Genomic DNA, 22,189 nt, shown 5'->3' with positions numbered 1-22,189 from the left:
TTCTTCTTTTCCATAACCTATGAAATACTTACCGCTATTATTGATATTCCTTTCTATCCAAGCAAATGCTCAAACATTACCATCTTGGTTTAAAAAAGCTTTTATTGAAAAGGGTTTGGATAAAAAATATATGATAAATAAAAGGCTAAAACCTACATTTCTAGAAGCAGATTTTAATGCTGATAAAGAACAAGATATAGCTGTTTTTGTCACGGATAAACTCAATAAAAAGAATGGTATTTTAGTAATTCATGGTAAGACCAACGAGTATTATGTATTTGGGTCAGGTAAAAAACTTGACGATTCAGACAATTTTAATTGGGTTGACAAATGGTCGGTTTATAAACAGAAAACTGCACAGGAAACACAATTTGACCAAGAAAGCGGTGATATAATTGGAGGTAAAGAAATCAAATTGTCACATCACGCAATATTAATCGAAGCTTATGAAGATGGTGGATTTATAGCAGGAGGTATTATTTATTGGAATGGCAAAAAATACATTTGGATTCATCAAGGAGAATAATGTTTAGGAAAGGTCCCCACTAGTTCAAGTGTTAAACAAAGCGTCACTTGGACTAGTGGGAAAAAACTAATTAGTTAAAATTAATGATGCCTAAGTTAATGTTTGTAAGCATGTTATATAAAAAATCAAATAATTCCCTTTAATATTGTCATTGTATAAGAATAATGCGGTCGGGACTGCTCAAATTAAGCATTTGGCTTCTAAGAAACTTGACAGTAGATGAACAGAGCATATCTCTAAAATCCTACACTACGATTATTTACCCTTTGACATCAATATTAAACAAATACTTTAAACAATGAAGACTGTTAAAAAATTCACAACATTTGATGACATGAAGACTATTGAAAAGAAGGTTGTACGATATGATTCAAGTCTAAAAAACCATACTAACTTTGAAAAAGTCATTATGGACATTAGGTCAATAAAAGTTGACAAAAGTAAGCCTATTCATTCTAAACAATAGTTCATGGAAGATAATCTAAAAAATAGCTTATTGACCATTTGCGGATTGTTTGAAAAACACAATGTGCAATATATGATTATTGGAGGAACGGCTGTAGCATTAAATGGCTATTATAGACATTCTATGAACATTTCGGGGGAACTAACACAGAAACCAGATATTGATATATGGTATAATCCGACCTATGAAAACTACTTCAATATTTTGAAAGTAATAGAAGAATTGGGACAAGACATCACTGAATTCAAAAATGAGAAAAGCCCAAATCCTCGCAAGTCTTTTTTCAGATTTGACTTTGACAATTTTACCCTTGACGTTTTACCAGAAATAAAAGCTATTATCAAATTCATTGACGCAAATAAAAGAAAAGAGACAGTTGAACTACTGGAAACTAAAATTCATTTTATGCACTATTGGGATTTAATTGAAGATAAGGAAGCAACGGCAAGAAAGAAAGATTTGGAGGATATTGAACAATTAAAAAAAATTTGGGGTAAGGAATAGTTCCCACTAGTTCAAGTGTTAAGCAAAGCGTCACTTGGACTAGTGGGTGCTTGTAAATTTTCAAAGGATTTCCTACAGAAATAAAAAATCCCTGAACCATTAGAAGCGAACCAAAAGATTCCTTTTTTATCTTCTAAAACAGAAGAGATATTTATTTTTTTGCTACAATCTTAATATAGAATTCAATGGAATCCGACATAGTTTGGTTAGCTAAATTATCATAAAACTTTGCTGATTTATATCGGACATCCCATAGGGTTCGATCAATGACCAGCTTGCCATTCGCTCTGACAATTCCGTCCTTAACTTCCATTTTGGCTGGGAAAGTAACTGGGTGTGTGATACCTTTAATCGTTAGATTCCCTGTTATGTTTTTATTCTCCCCATTTATTAATGCAACCTTGGTAATTACGATTGTAGCAAATGGGAATTTTTTAACCTCAAAAAAATCAGGATCTTTTAAGTGATTAACAAGGTTATTATCACTCCGATGGTTTTTATCTTCAATTGTATTCATGTCGATTTCAACTGTACCACCCACAAGTTGACCGTTTTCAATCATCAATTCTCCTTTTGATATATATACGTACCCTGTTTGAGTGTTTAAACCATTTAGATTAGAACCTTTCCATGTTACAACACTTTCTTTCGTATCTATCATGATGTATTTATCATTCCCAACATGTAAGGATACAGAGCTTGCCGATGCATTTTCGTTTTCCTCTTTTACAGTTCCACGGCAACCGAAGACCAAAGGAGCAATCATCAAAATTAAGTAAGTGATTGATATCTTGTTGTTCATACTATAGTAATTATATTGATTAATAATAATTGACAAATGATTTTAAAATCAGCAATACAAATTATTGCTGATCCTCTTTCCTTCTAAAGTCCGTGATGGTCTTGCCGTCATAACGATACACTCCGTTCATAGAGCCAAACCATATACTGCCATCGTTAGCTTCCAAAATCCCACAAAGCATTTTATTTAACGACATTATCTCGGTTACAGCGGGGTTTTTATTGTACAAGGACTTTTGATCATAACGGGAAAGTGTCCAGTCACCAACCCCATTAGGATTGACTGGACCAGTAGTCCAGATGTTTCCTTTTTTATCTTCGATGATGGCAGAAGCACTCCTTTTCGTTACCTTAGTAAACCTATTGCCGTCATACCGCCAAAGACCATTAGAAATCACCAACGTATCGCCTTTTTTATCTTCGATTATCGACGCACCGAACCAAATATTACCTTTTCTATCTTCTATTATCGACCAAACATTGTAAAATGCCTTACCGTCTTTATTTCTGAAAACAGTAAATGTTTTTCCATCATAAAAACAAGCATCGCCACTTGTGCCAAACCATAATTTCCCGGTTCTGTCTTCAAGGATAGTATGAATGCCATTATTAGAAAGTCCGTCTTTCGTTGTAAAATTTTGAAATGATTTCCCATCATAACGGCTTGCTCCACCTCCAGTACCGAACCAAATATTACCGGCTCTATCTTCATAAATAGACAAGACCCCATTATTGACAAGTCCCTCCCTAGTTGTAAAATGTTGAAAGGATTCCCGCTTGGGATTGTAATGATAAACACCTGAATCAGAAGTAGCGACCCAAAGGTTTCCGTGTCGATCTTCCAGAACATTCCAGTATCTGCGCGAACCTATTTTACTTGCGAGATTAGTGAATGTTTTTCCATCGTATCGAAAAACACCAGCAAATGATGCAGCAATCAGAATAGTGCCATTTCGGCCTTGTTTTACATTACGAACCATTCTGTTAGGCCCGTAGGTAGTGACTGTGTCTTTGATGTCGTAATTGATATTATCTTTATGTGGTTCATTTTGCTTTTGTCCACAAGAGGCGTAAAAAACAGAGATTAACATCAAAGCGTATATGTGTATGTATTTCATAATTTATTTGTTTTAATATTGGTGACAGCGGCACGGTTCTAATAGCAGTCAATGCGGCTCCCTTATTTCATTTTTCAGTAAACACTAAGACGTTTTTTCTATTTTCATATCCCATCAAAATTGGTTCAGCGAATCTACTTGGATATTTTTCGGATTGAGAGATTTGGATTGTAAATAAAAATGTAAACTTTGTAAATAAAAAAATGACACTATGCTTGATAGCCGAAATCTCCTGTCTGGGAAAGGCAAGTACCTCTTTGGATTGATACTGCTTTTGTTTACTTCTGCAATCTGCGTAGCTTTCAGTATGACTGATAGTGACGACTTTGCTATCGAAAGAAGGGAAATTTTGCTCCGCAGAATCGGACATGAACTACTTTTACAATCAGGCGACAGTACGTCAAGGGTGCTTCCGATAAAAAAAAATGCAGAATATGAATATCAAATCAGCTTTGAAAATGATCTAACTTTCCAAACGGACTCCTTGGTAAATACTACCCAGCGTTTGTTGGCCAAAGACCCGCTCGCAGATGATTATGTTGTCAAAGTTCTGAACAGTAGCAACTCCAGTGTAGCCTATGGATATGCTATATCCAAAAATAAAAAAGATGACATTGTAGCTTGTAGAGGAAGAAAGCAACCCAGAGCAAGTTACATGATCAACATTAAATTTAAATCGTCGAGCATAAATACAGCTAAGAATGAATTTCTGCTAGGCGGTTTGCCCTTTTTAGTACTTGTTGGTTTTATTTTTTTGAAATCTGCTAAGCCTCAGAAAACATTACCTGACGGTCAGAATACAGACTTGTTAACTTTAGGTTCGGTGCTGTTCGATGCTAAGAATCGCAAGCTTATGATAAATGGAAAGACAATAGACCTGACCGCAACAGAAACCCGTGTATTGCTCATTTTTGCATTGTCTCCCAACGAGACTATAGAGAGAAGCCGACTGCAAAAAGAGATATGGGAAGATGAAGGTGTTATTGTGGGGCGTAGTCTGGATATGTTCATATCAAAACTTAGAAAAAAATTGGAATTTGATCCAGAGGTTAAAATTCTTAATATCCGTGGCAAAGGATATAAGCTTACCATCAGCTCTTAGGATGTGTTGGGAAAATTTTAGACTTACTAGCTATTAATGAAAGTGATTTAGGAGTAGGAATAGTAGACTTAGTCGCAGAATTGCTATTAATTCAAAGTGACGAAGACAAAGACTTTTTCGTTCTGGAAACATTTATATCAATAAAAGTAATTTAGGAATACCTTTTGCGTGGTCTTTAACAGACAGACCACGGAAAAGGATGACTTTATTATTCACAAAAAGACCAACTATTTAATGTTTTTCTTATTAAGAAAATAATAATAACCACGTATAGACACTACTCCAACAAAAAAAAGAATAACATATACCCAACTCAATTGATTTAGGATTGTATCGGCTTTAGAATTATTAAAATACAGTCCCAAAGAAATTCTTAAAAATACACAAATAGCAAACCCCCAAAGTAAATACTTCATATAGACCTTCATAATAATTATATAGTTTAAGTATTTTTAATACTGAGTGAATATTTCTCTCATCCGTGTTCTGTGTGCTACAGCCTATAGAAGAGAAGTAGCCAAAAGTACGAATTGGTTTATTTATATTTATTCTTTACTTTTAAGAAAAACCGTAAATGTGTATATATTTACAAGTTAACTATTATTGTATTAAGACCAAATCATAAAAATAAAAACACTGATATAATAAAAAATGATGGACAAAGTATTTACTATCAAAGGCCACAAAATTTCTGCTTTGATAATTGACGAAAATTCTCTGAAATTTTCAAGTCAAAATCACGACACCTACTCTACATTTCAAGAAGCTTGGAATAAAGCACTTTCTTTTGCAACAAAAGTTGAAATCAAATATGATGCTATAAAATCAATTAAAAAAGAAGAGAATGAAGATGATATCTTGATAAAGTATAAGACTTTAGGTGGAATTCCTATAGATTGTGAATTCAGCTTTATAAACAAAGAAGATTACGATGTTTTCTTTAGCTATTTTATAAAAAACCAATATTATCAGAAAACAAATGAAGCTTTAACGCCTTTTCGTGCTATCAGGAATTATTTAATAGGACTTGTAGCAACAATAGCTTATACAATTTTTTCATATTATGAAGCAATCGCAATAGAAAATGGAACAATAGAAGAAGCTAACTCTAATAAGGCAAAAGTTTTTAACTATGTTGTTGGGCTTCTTGGCGACAAGGGAGTAATCGCTGTTGGATTGAGTATGGCTATATTTTTTATTTACAAGATTTGGACACGATACAAAAACCCACCCAATCAAATCTGTCTTGTTCCACCAAATATATAAATAGCCCACGGAGAAAGAAAACAATAAAACATCTTTCTTAAAACATAATGCAAACCACAGAAACAACCTATTTATTTAGACCTGTCAATCAAGCTGAATTAGATAAAATCGCTAGTTCCGACTGGACAAAGTTTCCCCCTAGACTACCCGAGCAACCCATTTTTTACCCTGTAATGAATGAAGAATACGCTATTCAGATTGCAAGAGAATGGAATGTACCTGCTTATTGTGTTGGTTACGTGACAAAATTTGCTGTAAATACCAATTATCTTAAAAAGTTTAAAGTAGAAAATGTGGGTGCTGAAATCCACAATGAACTTTGGGTAGATGCTGATGAGCTAGAAGAGTTTAACAACAACATCGTTGGAAAAATTGAAGTGACAAAGGAGTTTAGATGAAAATTAGAGTATCAAAAGAGAAATATAGAACGACAAAAATTTATAAATTCTTTTACTGTACTAGGTCTTTGTTCGAACTAGAACGACAAATATCCTTGCAGTGTCCGACTTCAAGTATATAATACATTAATGACTTAAGCTTGAATCGTGACTTTTTGTAATTTCAGTTTGTAACTAAAATTCTATCTAAGTATAAGTGATGCTTCACTTAACACTTGAATTAATGATGCTATCAATATATTTTAATGAAGAATAAAATATTAATAGCTAATTTATTTCTATTATTTACTTTTAAGTAAATAAACGTGAGTGCGTGTATATTTATGAGTTTTGTACCATTTAAAAGACAGAATCACAAATGATATTTGAATTTATTTCTGACAAAAATTTCAAAGAACTTCTTGAGCGTGATTTTCAAGAATTAGAGACCTGTTTAAGTGTAAAAGCGACTAAATCAGTTCTTGTTCTTTCAGGTAGCATTATTGAAGCTTTATTAATTGAATATTTTCTTCAATTTTTACCAACAGCATACACAAGAGAAAAAATATTTAAACTTACTTTCCAAGAATTACTTGATTTGTCAGAAAAGGAAATATTATTAACTCCAAGAGAAAAAAATCTGGCTTGGGTAATTAAAGATTATAGAAATCTAATCCATCCAGGAAAAGAGATTAGAAAAGACGAGAAATTTGATTTTGAAAGTGCTCAAATTTCATTTTCATTAGTCAAAATAATAGTAAATGCAATCCGAAATAAATATAGTTCTTCATATGGCTATACTGCAAAAGAAGTCATAGACAAACTTAAAAATGACTGGAGCTTTAGGACAGTATATGGAAAAGTCATTTTAAAACTTAATAATACTGAGAGGATTAACCTTTTCCATAAATTGATTGAAAATGAATTTTACGAAAAAAAATATTGGGATTGTTTTTTGTTAGAAGATATAATTCCTCAACGAACATCGAATACAAATTTAGAATACACGAAACCATTCCTTCTCGAATTAAAGCCGTTGGTTTCAATTGACTTAATAAAAGAAAATCTGAAACAATTACTTAAAGAAGTTGAAACTGGCGATAGTGTGAAAGCATTTTCTTTATACAACCTATTTCACGAAGAATTAAACTTTTTGACTAAAGATGAAATAGAATCTATTGTTATATATATATTTTCAATGTTTAATGACGTATTAGAAAAATGCTCTGATTTAGTTGAAGAGAAAACATACTCAACTATTGGAAAATATATTGAGACTGAGAAGACTCAACTAGCGTTGAAAAACTTCGCTGTATTTTGTATGGTTCATTTTGACAACAAAGACGGCTTTTCAAAAGAAATGGACTTGTTTGAGCAAGTTTTCAATAGTCTTAATCAAACAGACAAGGAGTTTTTGCAAAAGGAGATGACAGCCTTTTTGTCTCCATTTGACAAACTTCCTCCAAATATGGTTAGTGGCTTTTTGCAACCAGCAATACAACGAAAAATAATATCTGTCAGCAAATAAAAATGCAGTTTCCGAATGTAAAGATGTAATCCTAATCCAACTTAATACTTGAATTAGGATGCTATTAGTACCCATATTCCGCCAAAACCCTTAAACGACTTCGTAACTATCAAAATTTATACATTCAATACAGCCTCTTTGTAGTATTTCCCTTTATATTCCAAGGGAGACATACCCGTAATTTTCCTAAAGACTTCTCGAAATGCTTTTACATCTGAATAACCCACTTCATACATTACTTCATTAATTGTTTTTCGGTTGGTTTCAAATGATTTTTTTGCAGTTTCAATTTTCACCCTTTGTGCATATTCAATAGGGGTGTTACCTGTTGCTTTAATAAACCTTCGGTCAAAATTTCTTCTACTAACATTATACTTGGTAGATAAATCTTCAATAGTAATTTTTTCAGTGATATTCTTTTCAATGTATTCCTGTGCTTGAAGAACCACCTCGTCATCATGTTTTTTTTGCCCTGTGAAAATGGCAAATTCAGACTGCGTATTTCTGTCCATTTCTATCTGAAACACTTTTGAACAATAAATAGCCGTTTGCCTGTCATAATATTTTTCAATCAGGTATAGCATTAAATTAAGAAATGAATACGCTCCGCCATTGGTATAAATGCCGTTTTCATCGGTAATTAATTTATCAATTTGCAAATTAACTTTTGGAAACATCATTCTAAAGTTTTCAGTAACAGACCAATGGGTAGAACAACTTCTCCCATTAAGCATTCCTGATGCTGCAAGTATAAATGCTCCAGTACAAATAGTGGCGATTTCCGCTCCGTTTTTATATTGTTTTTCCAGCCACGCTATCAACAACTCGTTGTCTTTCAACGCAAGTGTATAATTATGATTTAAGGAAGGGATAACGATAAGGTTTGTTTTTTCAATAGCCGAAATATTCAGATGTGGTTTTACCGTAAATAATCCCCCATTGAAATCTACTTTTTCAGCAATTCCAGCTAGTTGAATGATAAACAATTCTTTCTTGAAGTTTTCTTTCCAATAATTATTTGCCTTATTAAATATTTCATACGCTCCTGAAATACTACTAAGGTTATTTTCGCCATTAGGAACGATAATAGTGAGATGTTTCATTGCTTTTTTGAGTAAAAGTAATCATTTTAATTGTCCAAATCAACCCATCATAAAGTCTATTTAACACCTCTTTAAAATAAATATTAGACAATATATTTGTAGTATAATACTAAAGAAAGAAACATGCAAGCATCTAATTTTACAACAATTATCTTAGTTGATAATACTGCGGAAGAAGTTTACAAAGCCATTAATAATGTTCGTGGCTGGTGGAGTGAAGAGATTGAAGGTACTACAGACAAACTTTACAGCGAATGGAACTATCATTACCAAGATGTACATCGTTGCAAGATGCTAACGATAGAATTAATTCCCAACCAAAAAGTAATTTGGCAGGTACTAGACAACTATTTTAGTTTCACCCAAAACAAAGACGAATGGAAAGGCAATACAATGGTTTTTGAAATAACCGAAAAAGATGGCAAAACACAACTACAATTTACTCAAGTAGGCTTAGTACCCGATTATGAGTGTTATGATATTTGTGAAAATGCTTGGAACACTTATATCCAAAAAAGTTTGTATAGTCTTATTACAACAGGTACTGGACAACCCAACAGTCAAGAAAATCCACAAACTGAAGACGAAAAGAAAATGGCGACTTCAAACTATACCACTACCTTTTTTGTAAATCAAACTCCAGAGGAAGTATTTAGTGCCATTAATAATGTTCGTGGCTGGTGGCAAGGAGAAATTGAAGGCAACACCAATCAACTGGATGATGAGTTTGATTATCGAATAACGGAACATCATTTTTCAAAACAGAAAATAGTGGAATTTATTCCCAACAAAAAAATTGTTTGGCTAGTAACCGATAGTAAATTGAATTCTTTTACCGACAAATCAGAATGGACAGGCACAAAAATAATTATTGAGATTAATGAAATAAACAACAAAACACAAGTACGTTTTACACACGTTGGTTTAGTGCCAACAATAGCGTGTTATGATGCTTGTTCAGGGGCTTGGGAACAGCTAGTTCAAGCAAGTTTATACAGTTTGATAACTACAGGAAAAGGAACGAAGGTTTTTGGATAATAAAGGCTATCGTGTTTAGAAAAGTACTTTTCGTTATACAAAAATACACTTTTGCTTAAATCACAAAATACGCTGAACCTTTTTCTGAAGATTTTATGATAAATTACCGAGTTGAAAACGTGGAAGCACTTGTTGAAGGATTGAAAAAAGAAGTATTATTCATTGTTGATAAAATTGAATTATGGGAATCTATAGACTAAAAGTAAAACTGAAAAATAACAACTTAAATAACGATTAAATAGGAGCATTACTCACCGACATTGGTTGGTAATATGCAGACTTTTACAGAAATTCGTATATAGCGAACTTTTTTATGACATGAAATATTTCTCACTATTATTATTCATATTACTTTCTTCTTTAAAGACAAATGCTCAGGTATTCCCATCTTGGTTTAAAAAAGCATTTGTTGAAAAGGGATTAGACAAAACGTATGTAATAAATCAAACTCTAAAACCTACATTTCTACAAGCAGATTTTAATGCGGATAAAACACAGGATATTGCTGTTTTTGTGACTAAAAAACTCAGTAAGAAGAAAGGAGTTTTATTGATTCATGGTAAAACCAATGAGTATTATGTATTTGGGGCAGGTAAAAAATTGGGAGATTCAGATAATTTCAACTGGATTGACAAATGGTCTGTTTATAAAGAGAAAACGGCAAAAGAAACACAATTTGATAAAGAGAGTGGTGATATAATTGGTGGTAAAGAAATCAAATTATCACATTCAGCGATACTAATCGAAGCTTACGAAGATGGTGGATTTTTAGCAGGAGGTATCATTTATTGGAATGACAAAAAATATATTTGGATTCATCAAGGGGAGTAATGCTTGAGAAAGGTTCTACTGAGATTCAAACCCTGATTGAGCTTTTTTATGTAAATGCCAAGCAGGATTTTCTTCGGTATTACCAAATTCGTTAGAAAATGATTCTAAAGGTTTTTCTGTTAATTTTTCTTTTTTTAGTGTCAGTTTCCCAATCAAATCCATCAATTGCGAAATTGTATTTCTCTGCAATGTTGAAGCTCCTTCAATTAATTTTTGTTTGGCAAAAGCTAATTCCATTTCAATCCATTCCAACTCTAGCTTTCCATCTTTTTCATCAAAAGAATAATTAATTTCTAATTCAAAAAAAGTAGGCGTATGTATTATTTTAATTTTATCTGAAACTTTTGTTATCGCTCCTATATCATATTTCAATTGCTGTATAAAATAATATCAATTTTGATTACCTTAAATTTAGCATTATATAGATATGATAAAGTGTTGAGGTTAGTAAAACAGAAATAATATTTCATAGATGAATACATACTTTTGAGATGAAATCTAGATAAATTCCCTTATTTTTATAAGAATCAAATTTCATCAAAATCCCTCATCATGAACAAACTATACATTGCCTTTATTGCTTTACTTTTTTCTATTCATTCCCTTTTTGCACAGGATATTCCTAAAATTTTAGCGTTAAAAGATAGAGCCGTTTTGCAAGACCAATTGTTGGAAGAACGTTTTAAAACCTTGTTGCCTTCATTAATGCGAAAACAAGGTATTGATATGTGGTTAATCATTGCTCGTGAATATAATGAAGACCCTATTATTAAAACGATGTTGCCATCTACTTGGCTGAATGCTCGCCGAAGAACGATTTTGTTAATTTACGATAAAGGTGAAAAAGAAGGCTTGGAATGTTTGGCCGTTGCTCGCTATAATGTAGGGACAATTTTTAAATCTGCTTGGAAACCCGATGAAGAACCTAATCAATGGAAACGTCTTTCTGCGTTGATTGAGGAACGAAACCCTAAGAAAATTGCGATTGATGTTTCAGAACAATACGCACATTCTGATGGTTTATCACACTCTGAACATGAGGGTTTGGTACAAAGTCTATCCAAAAAAAGTCAAGACAAATTGGTCTCTAGTGAAAAACTCGCTGTTGGTTGGCTAGAAAGCAGAACGCCTCGTGAGATAGCACTTTATGAAACCCTTGACCGTATTACACATCAAATTATAGCAGAGGCATTCTCTGAGAAAGTAATTATTCCGGGGGTAACTACTACTGAAGATGTAGTTTGGTATCTCCGTGAAAGAGTAGCCGAATTAAAACTAGATACTTGGTTTCATCCAACGGTGGATGTTCAGCGACCCGACCCAGACAAAACTAATTGGCCTTACGACCGTCGCCCAGCGGAGGATGTAATACTGCCAGGAGATTTATTACATTGTGATTTTGGCATTACTTATCTTCGGTTGAATACTGATGTTCAAGAATTAGCTTATGTATTACGTCCTGAAGAGGTAGAACTTCCTGAATATTTAAGAAAGGCTTTGGTAGCTGGAAATCATTTACAGGATATTATGACGGGCTTCTTTAAAGTGGGCATGACAGGCAATCAAATTTTAGCATTATCCCTCCGCAAAGCAGAACAAGATGGTCTGGTGGCTCAAATATATTCTCACCCAGTAGGCTATCACGGTCATGCAGCAGGAACAACTATTGGTATGTGGGATATGCAAGGGGGCGTTCCGGGGAATGGTGAATATCCTTTGAATGAAAACACTGCTTATGCCATAGAGCTAAACGCTAAAGTAAAAATTCCAGAATGGGGAAATAAAGAAGTGAGAGTAATGCTAGAGGAACAAGGGATTTTTATCAATGGAAAAGTACATTATAACGACGGGCGACAAAAACAAATTCTGACAATTCCTCGAAGAGATAAAATTCAACATTTAGGACAGTGAATTATTGAGTGATTGAGTGAGTTGCGAATTAGTGATTGTTTTCAATTGTTAGTTAGCGAGTTGTGAGTTAGTGATTATTTCCAATTGTTAGTTAGCGAGTTGTGAGTGAGTGATTGCTTTAAAATAAATATTTTAGCTTTCACAAAAAGCTGACGTCCGACATCTGAATACCGAAAGCAAAAAGCCTACAGCATATAGCATAAAAACCAAAACTGTCTGATTACCGACATCTACCATTTCCACAATATGCGTAAGTTTGTGATATGAATAAAATACAATTACCCCTTTGGCTCATTAAACTTACGAATTTTGAATATTGGACATGGTGGATGTTTTATATTCCACTACTCCCTTATTGGCTTTACCAAGCTACTCGTACTCGCTCGCTTACTTTTTTTACCAATGCCGACCCTTGTATTGACTATGGGGGTTTCTTTGGTGAAAGCAAAATTGAGATTCTTAACCAAATTCCTGCAGAATTTCTGCCTACTTATTTTTTTGTATCAAAAGGAACTTCATTAACCAGCATCCAACAACAATTGATAGCAAATAAGCTTGAGTTTCCCATCATTTGCAAGCCAAACGTAGGAGAAAGAGGGTCGCAGGTAGAAAAAATAGCTGATGTTACATCACTTGAAAAATACCTGCAATCTGTTCAAGAAGATTTCATTATTCAAGAATTTATCACTTTTGATATTGAATTAGGAGTCCTCTATTATCGTTATCCCAACCAACCTAAAGGTCAAGTAAGCTCTATTACCCGAAAAGAATTTCTTTCAGTAACAGGAGATGGTAAATCAAGCATTGAAAAATTGATGCAAGCAAATACACGTGCCAGATTTCAATTAGAAAATATGCGTATACGTTTGGGCGAAAAAATAAAAGAGGTAATCCCAGCAGGACAAAAACGTTTACTAGAGCCAATTGGCAACCATTGTAGAGGTACAAAGTTTTTAGATAACAACTTCTTGATTAATGAAAAAATTAACCAAGTTTTTGATAAAATTGCCTTACCCATTGATGGCTTTCATTACGGTCGTTTTGATATGAAAGTAAAATCTATCGAAGACTTATACGAAGGTAAAAACATCAAGATTATGGAGTTAAATGGTGTCAGCTCAGAACCTGGACATATCTATGACCCCATTAATACAGTTTGGAATGCCTACCGTGATTTAGCCAAACACTGGAAAATTATCGCAGATATTTCTATTCAACAGCAAGCTAATGGAATTATGCCTGTTCCAACTAAAATTATTTGGCAAGTAGCTCGCAAGCATTTTGGATGAATAGGTATTTATATTATATCACTTTTAATAAAATTTAAAACCTCAATCCCCACCTCCTCCGCAACCACTACAGCCAGAAGCTGCGCATCCAGAACAACCACTACTACAACCACTATCGCTACTATGCCCATGATGGCTATCAAAACTAGATGAAGTAGAACAACCACTTCCAATATCATTATCTTTTTGTGGAGGTTCCTTTTTATCCCAATTTTTATTAGTTATAGCTTTTATAACAACGTCAAGTAAGCCTATAATAATTACAATGCCTGTAATTATTAGCATAAAAATACTACCTGATGCTTGAACAAATAAACCTAAAATACAAAATGTAATGACTAATACTGTTATTCGAATGATGGGAAGTTTAGGTTTCTCTATAATCCAAAACTTTTTCAGGTTAACTCTTTGGAAATCGACATCTGAAAATCGGGTATGATTATCCTGCCAAATATCTTCTGGTGGTATTGCCCCAAATGTTTCAAAATACAATTGATGTGAATGCGTATAAAAATCATTGAATTTCAAAGCTTCTTTCTCACCTCCTTTTGTAGGATTATGATGAATTTCCTTCTCTAGGGTATTTCTACAAAAATCAACCCAATAAGATTTAGTGAATGTAAGATGCAAATGCCAGACTTGGTCAACAGAATCTGAAGGTGTTATCCCTGTATCAGCAATACAACACAGAAATATAAACTTTTTATACTCTTCAATCACACGAAGAGTATAAGCTTTTGTCCATCCATTTTCACGAGCAACACGATCAGAGAACTTAAATACAACGGAGTTATCATCGAGTGAGAAATTTCTGATTTTTTGCCATAATTCAGCTTGTTGTGTCGTCATTTTGTAGAAGATTTATTTCTGTTTAATTAACATAGGTAATTGTTCTAGTGACTATTTGATATTTTTTCTATTATATGATAACGGTGTTATTAAGTCGTCATAAATTTAAATAATTAAGTCTATTAAACTAATAGCATTAAAGAATTTTATACTAAATTTCATGTTTTCGTTTTCTTCTTTCACCGCCCTATTCTCAATATTCTTTCTACTCCAATTAAACAGATATTTTGTTTTACCTTTGTGGTATGGAAACCAATCAGACAACACAACAAATTCTTCAAAACTTGGGGATTGAAGCTTTGAATCCGATGCAAGAAGCGGCTCAAAAAGCTATCCTTGAAGACAATAATGTACTTTTAATATCACCTACAGGTTCTGGAAAAACCATTGGTTTTTTAATGCCTATTTTGCAATTATTAAAGCCTGATGTTCCTTCTGTACAGTGTTTAATTCTTACTCCATCACGTGAATTAGCTTTACAAATCGAACAGGTTTGGAAGAAAATGTCAACGGGCTATAAAGTAAATGTTTGCTATGGCGGACATGATGTTGGTACTGAAATTAAAAATTTAAGTAATCCGCCAGCAGTATTAATTGGTACTCCTGGACGAATTGCCGACCATATAACACGTAGGTCTTTTAACCTAGACGGTATCAAAACGTTAGTATTAGATGAATTTGATAAATCGCTAGACCTTGGCTTTCATGAGCAAATGTCTTTTATCATTGGTGGTTTACGAAAACTCAATAAAAGAGTATTAGTATCGGCTACCAAAGGCATCAAAATTCCAGAATTTACAGGCGTTTCTTCTCCTACTTTATTGAATTTTATTCCAGAGGATAAAGTAGCCGAGGGCTTAGTAATGAAAGTGGTTATTTCAGAACAAAAAGATAAAATTGATGCATTGTTCAATCTGCTTTGTTCAATTAATTCTGAATCTGCCTTGATTTTTTTAAATCATAGAGATGCCGCTGAACGTACTTGTGAGCTACTTCAAGATATGGGTATTTATGCTATTTTTTATCATGGTGGAATGGACCAAGACGACCGTGAGCGTGCTTTGATTCAATTTAGAAATGGTAGTGTTCGTTATTTAGTTACGACCGACTTAGCGGCTAGAGGCTTGGATATTCCTGAGATGAAACACGTAATTCATTATCATCTGCCCTTACAGGCTCATGAGTTTATTCATAGAAACGGAAGAACGGCACGTATGAATGCGGAAGGTACGGCCTATTTAATTTTCTCTCGTAATGAACATCGTCCGAGCTATGTAGATGATTCTTTAGAGGAATTAGAAGTGCCAGAAAATAACCCTCTACCCCAAGCTCCTGAGTTTCTGACAATTTATATTAGTGGAGGCAAGAAGAACAAACTCAACAAGGTTGACATCGTTGGTTTCTTCTCTCAAAAAGGCAAATTAGAAAAAGGTGATTTAGGGCTCATCGAAGTAAAAGACTTCACCTCTTTTGCTGCCGTGAAAAAAGATAAGGTAAAAGAATTATTACAAACCGTTCGTGATGAAAAAATGAAAGGTAAGAAGTATAAGATTGAAGTGGCTAGATGATATTGATGGATTTATAGACTGGAGGACTTTAAGAAAAATATTTCCTATCTCTGTTAATCTTTACAATCAAATATTTTGAAATTATTTACTTGTACTTTTAGTCTTCAAGTCCCAAAGTCTTTTAGTCATTTTTCAAAAACTATTCAACATTGAACAATCCTAAAGTTTTTTTAATAACCCCTCCTTTTACGCAACTGAATACGCCGTATCCAGCTACTGCGTATATAAAAGGGTTTTTGAATACTAGACATATTATTTCTAATCAAGCTGATTTAGGAATTGAAGTAATATTAAGCCTTTTTTCAAAAGAAGGGTTATTGAATCTGTTTGCCCAAATTGAAAGTCAAACACTACCATTATCAGACAATGCTCAACGTATTATAGCCCTTAAAGATCACTATATCCATACTATTGATGCAGTAATCCTTTTTTTACAAGGGAAAAATCCTACCTTATCACATTTAATTTGTCAAGAAGATTTTTTGCCCGAAGCCAGTCGCTTTGCTCAATTAGAAGAACTAGATTGGGCTTTTGGAACAATGGGAACGCAAGATAAAGCAAAGCATTTTGCTACACTTTACCTTGAAGATATTTCTGATATTATTGTTGAATGCGTGGATGCACATTTTGGATTTAGTCGCTATGCTGAACGTTTAGGTCGCTCGGCCAACAGTTTTGATGAACTGTATGAAGCATTATCGCAAGAGTACACCTATATAGATGAATTACTCATCAAGATTTTAGCGACTAGAATGGTCGATTTTAATCCTAATTTGGTAGCGATTACAGTACCTTTTCCGGGTAATTTATACAGTGCTTTTCGTTGTGGGCAATGGATTAAAAAACATTTTCCCTTAGTAAAAATTGCCATGGGCGGAGGTTTCCCGAATACAGAATTACGTTCGCTTTCTGATAAAAGGGTATTCGAGTTTTTTGATTTTATTACCTTAGACGACGGTGAAGCCCCTTTGGATAATTTAATAGAACACTTAGAAGGCAAGCGAAAACAAGAAGATTTAAAAAGGACTTTTACTTTAGTAGATGGTGAAGTAAAATATATTAATAATAGCCATACACATGATTACAAACAGTCGGCTGTGGGTACGCCAGACTATGCTGATTTACCTTTAGATAAATACATTTCAGTCATAGAAATAGTAAATCCTATGCACCGAATGTGGAGTGATGGCAGATGGAATAAACTAACAATGGCACATGGCTGCTATTGGGGTAAATGTACTTTCTGCGATATTTCGCTAGATTATATCAAGCTTTACGAACCAATCTCTGCCAAAATACTCTGTGATAGAATGGAGGAAATGATGGCTCAGACAGGACAAAATGGTTTTCACTTTGTCGATGAAGCAGCCCCTCCTGCCCTGATGCGTTCTTTGGCTTTAGAGATTATCAGGCGAAAACTAACCGTTACTTGGTGGACAAATATACGTTTTGAAAAAAGCTTTACAGCCGATTTATGTCTATTGTTAAAAGCATCTGGTTGTATAGCCGTTTCAGGTGGTTTAGAAGTAGCCTCTGATAGATTACTAGCATTGATTCAAAAAGGTGTGACAGTAGCCCAAGTTGCCAGAGTAACTCGTAATTTTACCGAAGCAGGCATTATGGTGCATTCATATTTGATGTACGGATTCCCTACTCAGACGGCACAAGAAACCATTGACTCACTAGAAATGGTACGTCAGATGTTTGAATTGGGCATTTTACAATCTGGCTTTTGGCATCAATTTGCGATGACGGCTCATAGCCCTGTCGGAATGTATCCAGAACAATTCAAGGTTCAGAAAGAGAGTGCTAAAATTGGTAGTTTTGCCAATAACGATATTTTTCATATTGACCCTACTGGCACAGACCACAGCCTATTTAGCGACGGATTGAAAAAATCTCTGTTCAATTTTATGCATGGTATTGGTTTTGACTTAAACCTTAGTCAGTGGTTTGATTTTAAAATACCTAAAACCAAAATACCCAAAAATTATATTGAGCATGCCGTCAATCAAGAGGAGGAGGTTTCTTTAAAACCTAGTAGTAAAATTGTTTGGTTAGGCACAAAACCAACGATTAAGTATATTACTAAAAATCAAAAAGGTAGGCTCTTGAATCTAGCTAGTCTGTCTTTTCATGATAAAAAGGAAAGCTTTAATATTGCTGTCGAACAAAAGCAAGGGGAATGGCTAGTTGAAATATTACAATTGATTTCTGTTTCTAATCCAAAAGTTTATACGTTTCAAGAAGTAAAAACACATTACGAAGCGTATGGGCTAGAAGATTTTGAATTATTTTGGTTCAATAAGCCTGTCAATAATCTCCAGAATTTTGGATTATTAACTTTATAATCGTTTTATTAAAACGCCGATAATTTTCAAAACATTGAAGATTTTTAATTTCTTAATAAACTCCAATATTTACATTTCGTTGGCGGCAGTAGCACTAACGGTAGAAACTCAATTGCAATTGGGGATGGCTCCCCAGTGGCACCCTTATTTGTTCATTATCTTTTTTGCTACCTTATTTGATTACAATTTACACCGCCTTGTTACTTTACTGACCAATAAAGAGGCTTTAAATGATGATAAACATAAATGGCTGAAAGAATACTTAAACCTCTTTTATGCCTTAGTAGTTTTTTCGGTAATAGGATTCTTAATTGCCGTATTACTTGCTAAAAAAGAGGTTTTAATCACCTTAGCTCCTTTTGCTTTAATTACTTTTTTTTATTCATTACCGATATTCAAAAATCAAAAATACCTTTTCCGATTAAGGGAAATACCCTTCCTAAAAATATTTCTTATATCAATAGTCTGGTCAGCAACTACTATATTATTACCCATCATTCAATCAGGAAGACATTTTGATTCACAGCACGTTAGCATTATGCTCATCGAGCGGTTTTTGTTTGTTTTTGCCATCACTATTCCCTTTGACATTAGAGATATCCATGCCGATATTCAGTCGGGATTAACTACTATTCCGAATTTTATCGGCAGCAAAAAATCATTAGTAATAGCCAATTTCTTAATGATTTCTTTCCTGTTGATTAGTTGTTTTCATTACTCAAATGCACCTTTTCAGTTTATCCTTCCTGCCTTTATCATTTCTGGAATCAGCACTATCTTTTTTTTTAACATTAAATCTATCCAAAATCTTACTTTTTATCATTATGGTATTTTAGATGGAACTATGCTTTTGCAAGGTATTTTAGTTTGGCTCGCACATACAATACTTGTTTAAAACACAAAGGCTAGATTCAATCATCTGAATCTAGCCTTTTGTGAAAATATTATTTTATGATTAGTCTACTGTACGAATCAAATCTTTTTTAACAGCGGTTTTGGTTTTGCTGATGGTATATGGGATACATCTAGCAACACCGCAGTCACAAGTTACTTTTTGGATGGTTACAGTATGGTCTGAAAAACAATCATTAGCATTAAATACTCGCACGGTATATTGCTGAACAACCGTTGTTGGATTTGGCACATCAGACCTTAACACTCCGTCAGTTGGTATAGCCGTCGAAGTAGCATATAGTTTTCCTCCTGTATAAGTTGCACCTGCACTAATATCATATCTCAAATTTGTACTAAATCCTGTAAGCTTTATCGTTCCATCATTTTTTACAAGGTCTTGGTCACAAGTTGAATTGGTAGACGTGGCAGTAATACCCAGTGCCCTATCAAAAACAACTAAATTAATCATCGTAGTATTAGAGCATAGTCCATTGCTTACTTCTACACTATAAATTCCACCTTGGCTAACTTGAACATTATTAAGCTGTGGACTTTGAATAGAAGAAGTAAAACCATTAGGACCCGTCCAAACATACGTAGAAGTAGCTGGCGTAACCGAAAGAATAACATTTGTACCTGCACAAACTGGTGAAGTCGAAGTTGATATCACAGGGTCAGGAATTGGACTAAATGTAGCGACAACTGGTGTTCTGCTCCCTGCTGGCGATTCACAACCACTCACTAAATCTTTACAAGCAACAAAATATGTTTTTGATGCAGTGACTGGTACAGTGAACGGACTACCTCCTCCTAAGATAACTACTGAACTTTGTGAATCATACCAAATAGGGGTATAACTAGGTGCACAAGTAGCTTTTAAATCAAGGCTTCCAGCACCACATATTAATCCTCCTGCCACCGTCGCTGGTAATGGAGCTGCTGGAGTGCTACTCACAGAAATTGTCAATTGTGTTCTATTAGCCGTTGCCACTCCACAATGATTATCATTTGCTTTACAACCCACAAAGAATGAAATGGTTGAGGTAGCATTAAAAATAAAAGTATTCCCCGTACCCAACACAGTTGTTGAAGTTGCCGAATTATACCATTGTGGGATTAAACCAACTGGACAAGTAGCATTCAAGGTGCCAATACCAGGATTACAAAGAACCGACCCGCTTGACGTTGTCACCTTCGAACTAAAATCTAATGTTTTAAATGTCACATCGTTGTAACAAGCATCGCTACCCGACCAAATACGAACAGTATATTTAGTTCCCGGCTTTAAACCAGTAAATGTAAATGATGTTTGTCCAACACTTAACGTTTGGTTAGCCCCTGCGCCAAAAATTGGTGTTGTACCAAAAGTTTCGCCTTCTTTAATACTAGCTTCAATAACCTTTGATGCATTATAAACAAGGTTAGAAATAGTAGCAGTACCGTTGTTGTTAGGCACAAACCCTGTACAAGTTCCAAGCGTAAAGCTAATATCACTTGCAAGGACAGTGGGTGCATCACAACCAGCACATTTTAAGTTACCACATACGAAGGCAATAGATTTACCTTGTTCCCCAGGTTGATAAGCAATCTCAGTCGTAAATGTGTTAGTCGTAACATTAAATTTTGATACACAGTCACCATAAAATGTAGTAATATATAAATTACCATCAGGTCCAAAAGCTAAATCGTATGCCTCTACATCTCCTACTGTTCCAGTGATAGAAGGAGTTATAAAATCGAATGAAGCAATCAAAGCCCCAGTTGTTCCATTATAATGGAATAGTTTGTCTGGACCAGTAGTTCCTGAGGCAACTGCCCAAAGAGTACCATCCGCACCAAAATTTAAACCACGATAGTTATATCCACTTGGAGCAGTAGTAAACAATGACGAAGGCCCTGCATAGCTTGAATCTACAGATTCAATTGTACTTAAACCACCTCCTGAAAAATAGTTTGTAGCTACAAATACTCTCCCGTTTGCAGGATTAACAGCTACACCCCACAATCCCACATCTTTATTTGTTAAACGGTTAGTACTATAAATACCTACTACTGTGTTTGTAGTTGTACTAACCTTTGATACGCCTTGATAGCTAGTTACATACAAATATTTTCTATCTGTAGACAATACCACATCTAGTAAATCTTGTCCTGGCACTGGTATAGGTGCCAAGTAAGCTCCTTTGGCTAAATCATACACTAAAATTTCTGATCTAAAACAGCAGGTAGCGATATAGGCTACGTTTTTAGTCGGGTCTACTACGATACCTTCTCCACCTCCGCTAATTGAACAACCTACTGGCCCTGCACCAGTTCCACCAAAAGGGTATATCTCTGAACGACTACCCTGCGTAGCATTTGGCAATTCACTAACAATCATGTAGTATTTATCACATCCGAGAGGTGCATTCTGAGCTTTTAAATAAAAAGAAGAGAGCATCGAACACAACAATATTACCAATGAAGTGATGTTGTTTGGAAAACGAGAGGATTGTATTCTCTCATAAGAAAGTAAAGGTTTTATCACAATATTACGATGAATGTTTTGTTGGAAAAATACGCCTACCTTGGTTATCGGTAAGAAAAGGTCGAATAAAGTCTGATTGACTTTACTTAGCCATAATTTAAAATTGTTCATCATTTTATATTTGTATTTTTTCAAGTAAT

General features: G+C 34.2%; 19 protein-coding genes. 13 read left to right on the top strand and 6 right to left on the bottom strand.

Annotation, left to right across the window (positions count from 1 at the left end; genetic code table 11):
- Positions 1 to 19 precede the first annotated feature (19 nt).
- Together J2Y60_RS02685 and J2Y60_RS02680 are read left to right on the top strand one after the other, a co-directional pair.
- Positions 20 to 526: a hypothetical protein gene (locus J2Y60_RS02685; protein WP_309912062.1), complete on the top strand. Its 507-nt coding sequence runs from the start codon at positions 20 to 22 to the stop codon at positions 524 to 526.
- Positions 527 to 995: 469 nt separating this feature from the next.
- Positions 996 to 1,496 carry a hypothetical protein gene (locus J2Y60_RS02680; RefSeq protein WP_309912063.1) on the top strand — a complete coding sequence of 167 codons (501 nt, stop codon included), beginning with the start codon at positions 996 to 998 and terminating at the stop codon, positions 1,494 to 1,496.
- A 151-nt stretch (positions 1,497 to 1,647) separates the two neighbouring features.
- On the opposite strand, the gene J2Y60_RS02675 is transcribed toward J2Y60_RS02680, so the two are convergent.
- Together J2Y60_RS02675 and J2Y60_RS02670 are read right to left on the bottom strand one after the other, a co-directional pair.
- On the bottom strand, positions 1,648 to 2,298 hold the full coding sequence (locus J2Y60_RS02675) for a YceI family protein (protein ID WP_309912064.1): 651 nt from the start codon (positions 2,296 to 2,298) through the stop codon (positions 1,648 to 1,650).
- A gap of 61 nt (positions 2,299 to 2,359) precedes the next feature.
- Complete coding sequence (locus J2Y60_RS02670; protein ID WP_309912065.1) at positions 2,360 to 3,415, bottom strand: two-component regulator propeller domain-containing protein; 1,056 nt, start codon at positions 3,413 to 3,415, stop codon at positions 2,360 to 2,362.
- A gap of 307 nt (positions 3,416 to 3,722) precedes the next feature.
- Here J2Y60_RS02670 and J2Y60_RS02665 point away from each other — a divergent pair, with 307 nt between their 5' ends.
- From J2Y60_RS02665 to J2Y60_RS02650, 4 genes are all read left to right on the top strand, one after another.
- A complete protein-coding gene (locus J2Y60_RS02665; protein WP_309994530.1) occupies positions 3,723 to 4,517 on the top strand; it encodes a winged helix-turn-helix domain-containing protein in 795 nt (264 codons plus the stop codon).
- A 651-nt stretch (positions 4,518 to 5,168) separates the two neighbouring features.
- The gene (locus J2Y60_RS02660; RefSeq protein ID WP_309912067.1) at positions 5,169 to 5,783 is read left to right on the top strand and encodes a hypothetical protein; all 615 of its coding nucleotides are present in this window, start codon (positions 5,169 to 5,171) and stop codon (positions 5,781 to 5,783) included.
- 47 nt (positions 5,784 to 5,830) lie between these two features.
- Positions 5,831 to 6,181: a hypothetical protein gene (locus J2Y60_RS02655; RefSeq protein WP_309912068.1), complete on the top strand. Its 351-nt coding sequence runs from the start codon at positions 5,831 to 5,833 to the stop codon at positions 6,179 to 6,181.
- 358 nt (positions 6,182 to 6,539) lie between these two features.
- The gene (locus tag J2Y60_RS02650) at positions 6,540 to 7,688 is read left to right on the top strand and encodes a hypothetical protein (protein ID WP_309912069.1); all 1,149 of its coding nucleotides are present in this window, start codon (positions 6,540 to 6,542) and stop codon (positions 7,686 to 7,688) included.
- A 116-nt stretch (positions 7,689 to 7,804) separates the two neighbouring features.
- Here the strand turns inward: J2Y60_RS02650 and J2Y60_RS02645 are convergent, their stop codons facing one another.
- Positions 7,805 to 8,791 (bottom strand): helix-turn-helix domain-containing protein, encoded by a 987-nt coding sequence (locus tag J2Y60_RS02645; RefSeq protein ID WP_309912070.1) that lies wholly within the window; start codon positions 8,789 to 8,791, stop codon positions 7,805 to 7,807.
- Positions 8,792 to 8,914: 123 nt separating this feature from the next.
- Here J2Y60_RS02645 and J2Y60_RS02640 point away from each other — a divergent pair, with 123 nt between their 5' ends.
- On the top strand, positions 8,915 to 9,829 hold the full coding sequence (locus J2Y60_RS02640; protein ID WP_309912071.1) for an SRPBCC domain-containing protein: 915 nt from the start codon (positions 8,915 to 8,917) through the stop codon (positions 9,827 to 9,829).
- A 318-nt stretch (positions 9,830 to 10,147) separates the two neighbouring features.
- Positions 10,148 to 10,660: a hypothetical protein gene (locus J2Y60_RS02635; protein ID WP_309912072.1), complete on the top strand. Its 513-nt coding sequence runs from the start codon at positions 10,148 to 10,150 to the stop codon at positions 10,658 to 10,660.
- Between the two features lie 15 nt (positions 10,661 to 10,675).
- On the opposite strand, the gene J2Y60_RS02630 is transcribed toward J2Y60_RS02635, so the two are convergent.
- Entirely contained in the window at positions 10,676 to 11,032 is a 357-nt protein-coding gene (locus tag J2Y60_RS02630) for a hypothetical protein (protein ID WP_309912073.1), read from the bottom strand.
- 180 nt (positions 11,033 to 11,212) lie between these two features.
- On the opposite strand from J2Y60_RS02630, the gene J2Y60_RS02625 reads away from it, so the two are divergent.
- Both J2Y60_RS02625 and J2Y60_RS02620 read left to right on the top strand, forming a co-directional pair.
- Positions 11,213 to 12,571 carry a M24 family metallopeptidase gene (locus tag J2Y60_RS02625; RefSeq protein ID WP_309912074.1) on the top strand — a complete coding sequence of 453 codons (1,359 nt, stop codon included), beginning with the start codon at positions 11,213 to 11,215 and terminating at the stop codon, positions 12,569 to 12,571.
- 263 nt (positions 12,572 to 12,834) lie between these two features.
- A complete protein-coding gene (locus J2Y60_RS02620) occupies positions 12,835 to 13,860 on the top strand; it encodes a hypothetical protein (RefSeq protein ID WP_309912075.1) in 1,026 nt (341 codons plus the stop codon).
- A 42-nt stretch (positions 13,861 to 13,902) separates the two neighbouring features.
- On the opposite strand, the gene J2Y60_RS02615 is transcribed toward J2Y60_RS02620, so the two are convergent.
- Positions 13,903 to 14,709, bottom strand: coding sequence for a hypothetical protein (locus J2Y60_RS02615; protein ID WP_309912076.1), 807 nt, complete (start codon positions 14,707 to 14,709; stop codon positions 13,903 to 13,905).
- A gap of 245 nt (positions 14,710 to 14,954) precedes the next feature.
- Here J2Y60_RS02615 and J2Y60_RS02610 point away from each other — a divergent pair, with 245 nt between their 5' ends.
- The 3 genes from J2Y60_RS02610 (at position 14,955) to J2Y60_RS02600 (ending at position 19,523) form a co-directional block, all read left to right on the top strand.
- Positions 14,955 to 16,277 carry a DEAD/DEAH box helicase gene (locus J2Y60_RS02610; protein ID WP_309912077.1) on the top strand — a complete coding sequence of 441 codons (1,323 nt, stop codon included), beginning with the start codon at positions 14,955 to 14,957 and terminating at the stop codon, positions 16,275 to 16,277.
- A gap of 149 nt (positions 16,278 to 16,426) precedes the next feature.
- A complete protein-coding gene (locus J2Y60_RS02605) occupies positions 16,427 to 18,628 on the top strand; it encodes a B12-binding domain-containing radical SAM protein (RefSeq protein WP_309912078.1) in 2,202 nt (733 codons plus the stop codon).
- 34 nt (positions 18,629 to 18,662) lie between these two features.
- On the top strand, positions 18,663 to 19,523 hold the full coding sequence (locus J2Y60_RS02600) for a UbiA family prenyltransferase (protein WP_309912079.1): 861 nt from the start codon (positions 18,663 to 18,665) through the stop codon (positions 19,521 to 19,523).
- A 60-nt stretch (positions 19,524 to 19,583) separates the two neighbouring features.
- Here the strand turns inward: J2Y60_RS02600 and J2Y60_RS02595 are convergent, their stop codons facing one another.
- Positions 19,584 to 22,163, bottom strand: a complete 2,580-nt coding sequence (locus J2Y60_RS02595) for a hypothetical protein (RefSeq protein WP_309912080.1) — start codon at positions 22,161 to 22,163, stop codon at positions 19,584 to 19,586.
- Positions 22,164 to 22,189 lie beyond the last annotated feature (26 nt).

This window comes from Arcicella sp. BE140, from assembly GCF_031456255.1.
In the GTDB taxonomy this organism is placed as follows: domain Bacteria; phylum Bacteroidota; class Bacteroidia; order Cytophagales; family Spirosomataceae; genus Arcicella; species Arcicella aquatica.
The sequence above is the reverse complement of the archived record's forward strand: the minus strand, read 5'-3'. Positions and strand labels throughout refer to the sequence as shown.

What these genes read in the sequence shown, in the direction of transcription:
- J2Y60_RS02635 (WP_309912072.1), top strand. Translation starts at nt 10,148, where the DNA reads ATGAAATATTTCTCACTATTATTATTCATATTACTTTCTTCTTTAAAG.
- J2Y60_RS02620 (WP_309912075.1), top strand. Translation starts at nt 12,835, where the DNA reads ATGAATAAAATACAATTACCCCTTTGGCTCATTAAACTTACGAATTTT.
- J2Y60_RS02625 (WP_309912074.1), top strand. Translation starts at nt 11,213, where the DNA reads ATGAACAAACTATACATTGCCTTTATTGCTTTACTTTTTTCTATTCAT.
- J2Y60_RS02670 (WP_309912065.1), bottom strand. Translation starts at nt 3,415, where the DNA reads ATGAAATACATACACATATACGCTTTGATGTTAATCTCTGTTTTTTAC.
- J2Y60_RS02685 (WP_309912062.1), top strand. Translation starts at nt 20, where the DNA reads ATGAAATACTTACCGCTATTATTGATATTCCTTTCTATCCAAGCAAAT.
- J2Y60_RS02655 (WP_309912068.1), top strand. Translation starts at nt 5,831, where the DNA reads ATGCAAACCACAGAAACAACCTATTTATTTAGACCTGTCAATCAAGCT.
- J2Y60_RS02610 (WP_309912077.1), top strand. Translation starts at nt 14,955, where the DNA reads ATGGAAACCAATCAGACAACACAACAAATTCTTCAAAACTTGGGGATT.
- J2Y60_RS02650 (WP_309912069.1), top strand. Translation starts at nt 6,540, where the DNA reads ATGATATTTGAATTTATTTCTGACAAAAATTTCAAAGAACTTCTTGAG.
- J2Y60_RS02645 (WP_309912070.1), bottom strand. Translation starts at nt 8,791, where the DNA reads ATGAAACATCTCACTATTATCGTTCCTAATGGCGAAAATAACCTTAGT.
- J2Y60_RS02640 (WP_309912071.1), top strand. Translation starts at nt 8,915, where the DNA reads ATGCAAGCATCTAATTTTACAACAATTATCTTAGTTGATAATACTGCG.
- J2Y60_RS02665 (WP_309994530.1), top strand. Translation starts at nt 3,723, where the DNA reads ATGACTGATAGTGACGACTTTGCTATCGAAAGAAGGGAAATTTTGCTC.
- J2Y60_RS02595 (WP_309912080.1), bottom strand. Translation starts at nt 22,163, where the DNA reads ATGATGAACAATTTTAAATTATGGCTAAGTAAAGTCAATCAGACTTTA.
- J2Y60_RS02660 (WP_309912067.1), top strand. Translation starts at nt 5,169, where the DNA reads ATGATGGACAAAGTATTTACTATCAAAGGCCACAAAATTTCTGCTTTG.
- J2Y60_RS02615 (WP_309912076.1), bottom strand. Translation starts at nt 14,709, where the DNA reads ATGACGACACAACAAGCTGAATTATGGCAAAAAATCAGAAATTTCTCA.
- J2Y60_RS02680 (WP_309912063.1), top strand. Translation starts at nt 996, where the DNA reads ATGGAAGATAATCTAAAAAATAGCTTATTGACCATTTGCGGATTGTTT.
- J2Y60_RS02675 (WP_309912064.1), bottom strand. Translation starts at nt 2,298, where the DNA reads ATGAACAACAAGATATCAATCACTTACTTAATTTTGATGATTGCTCCT.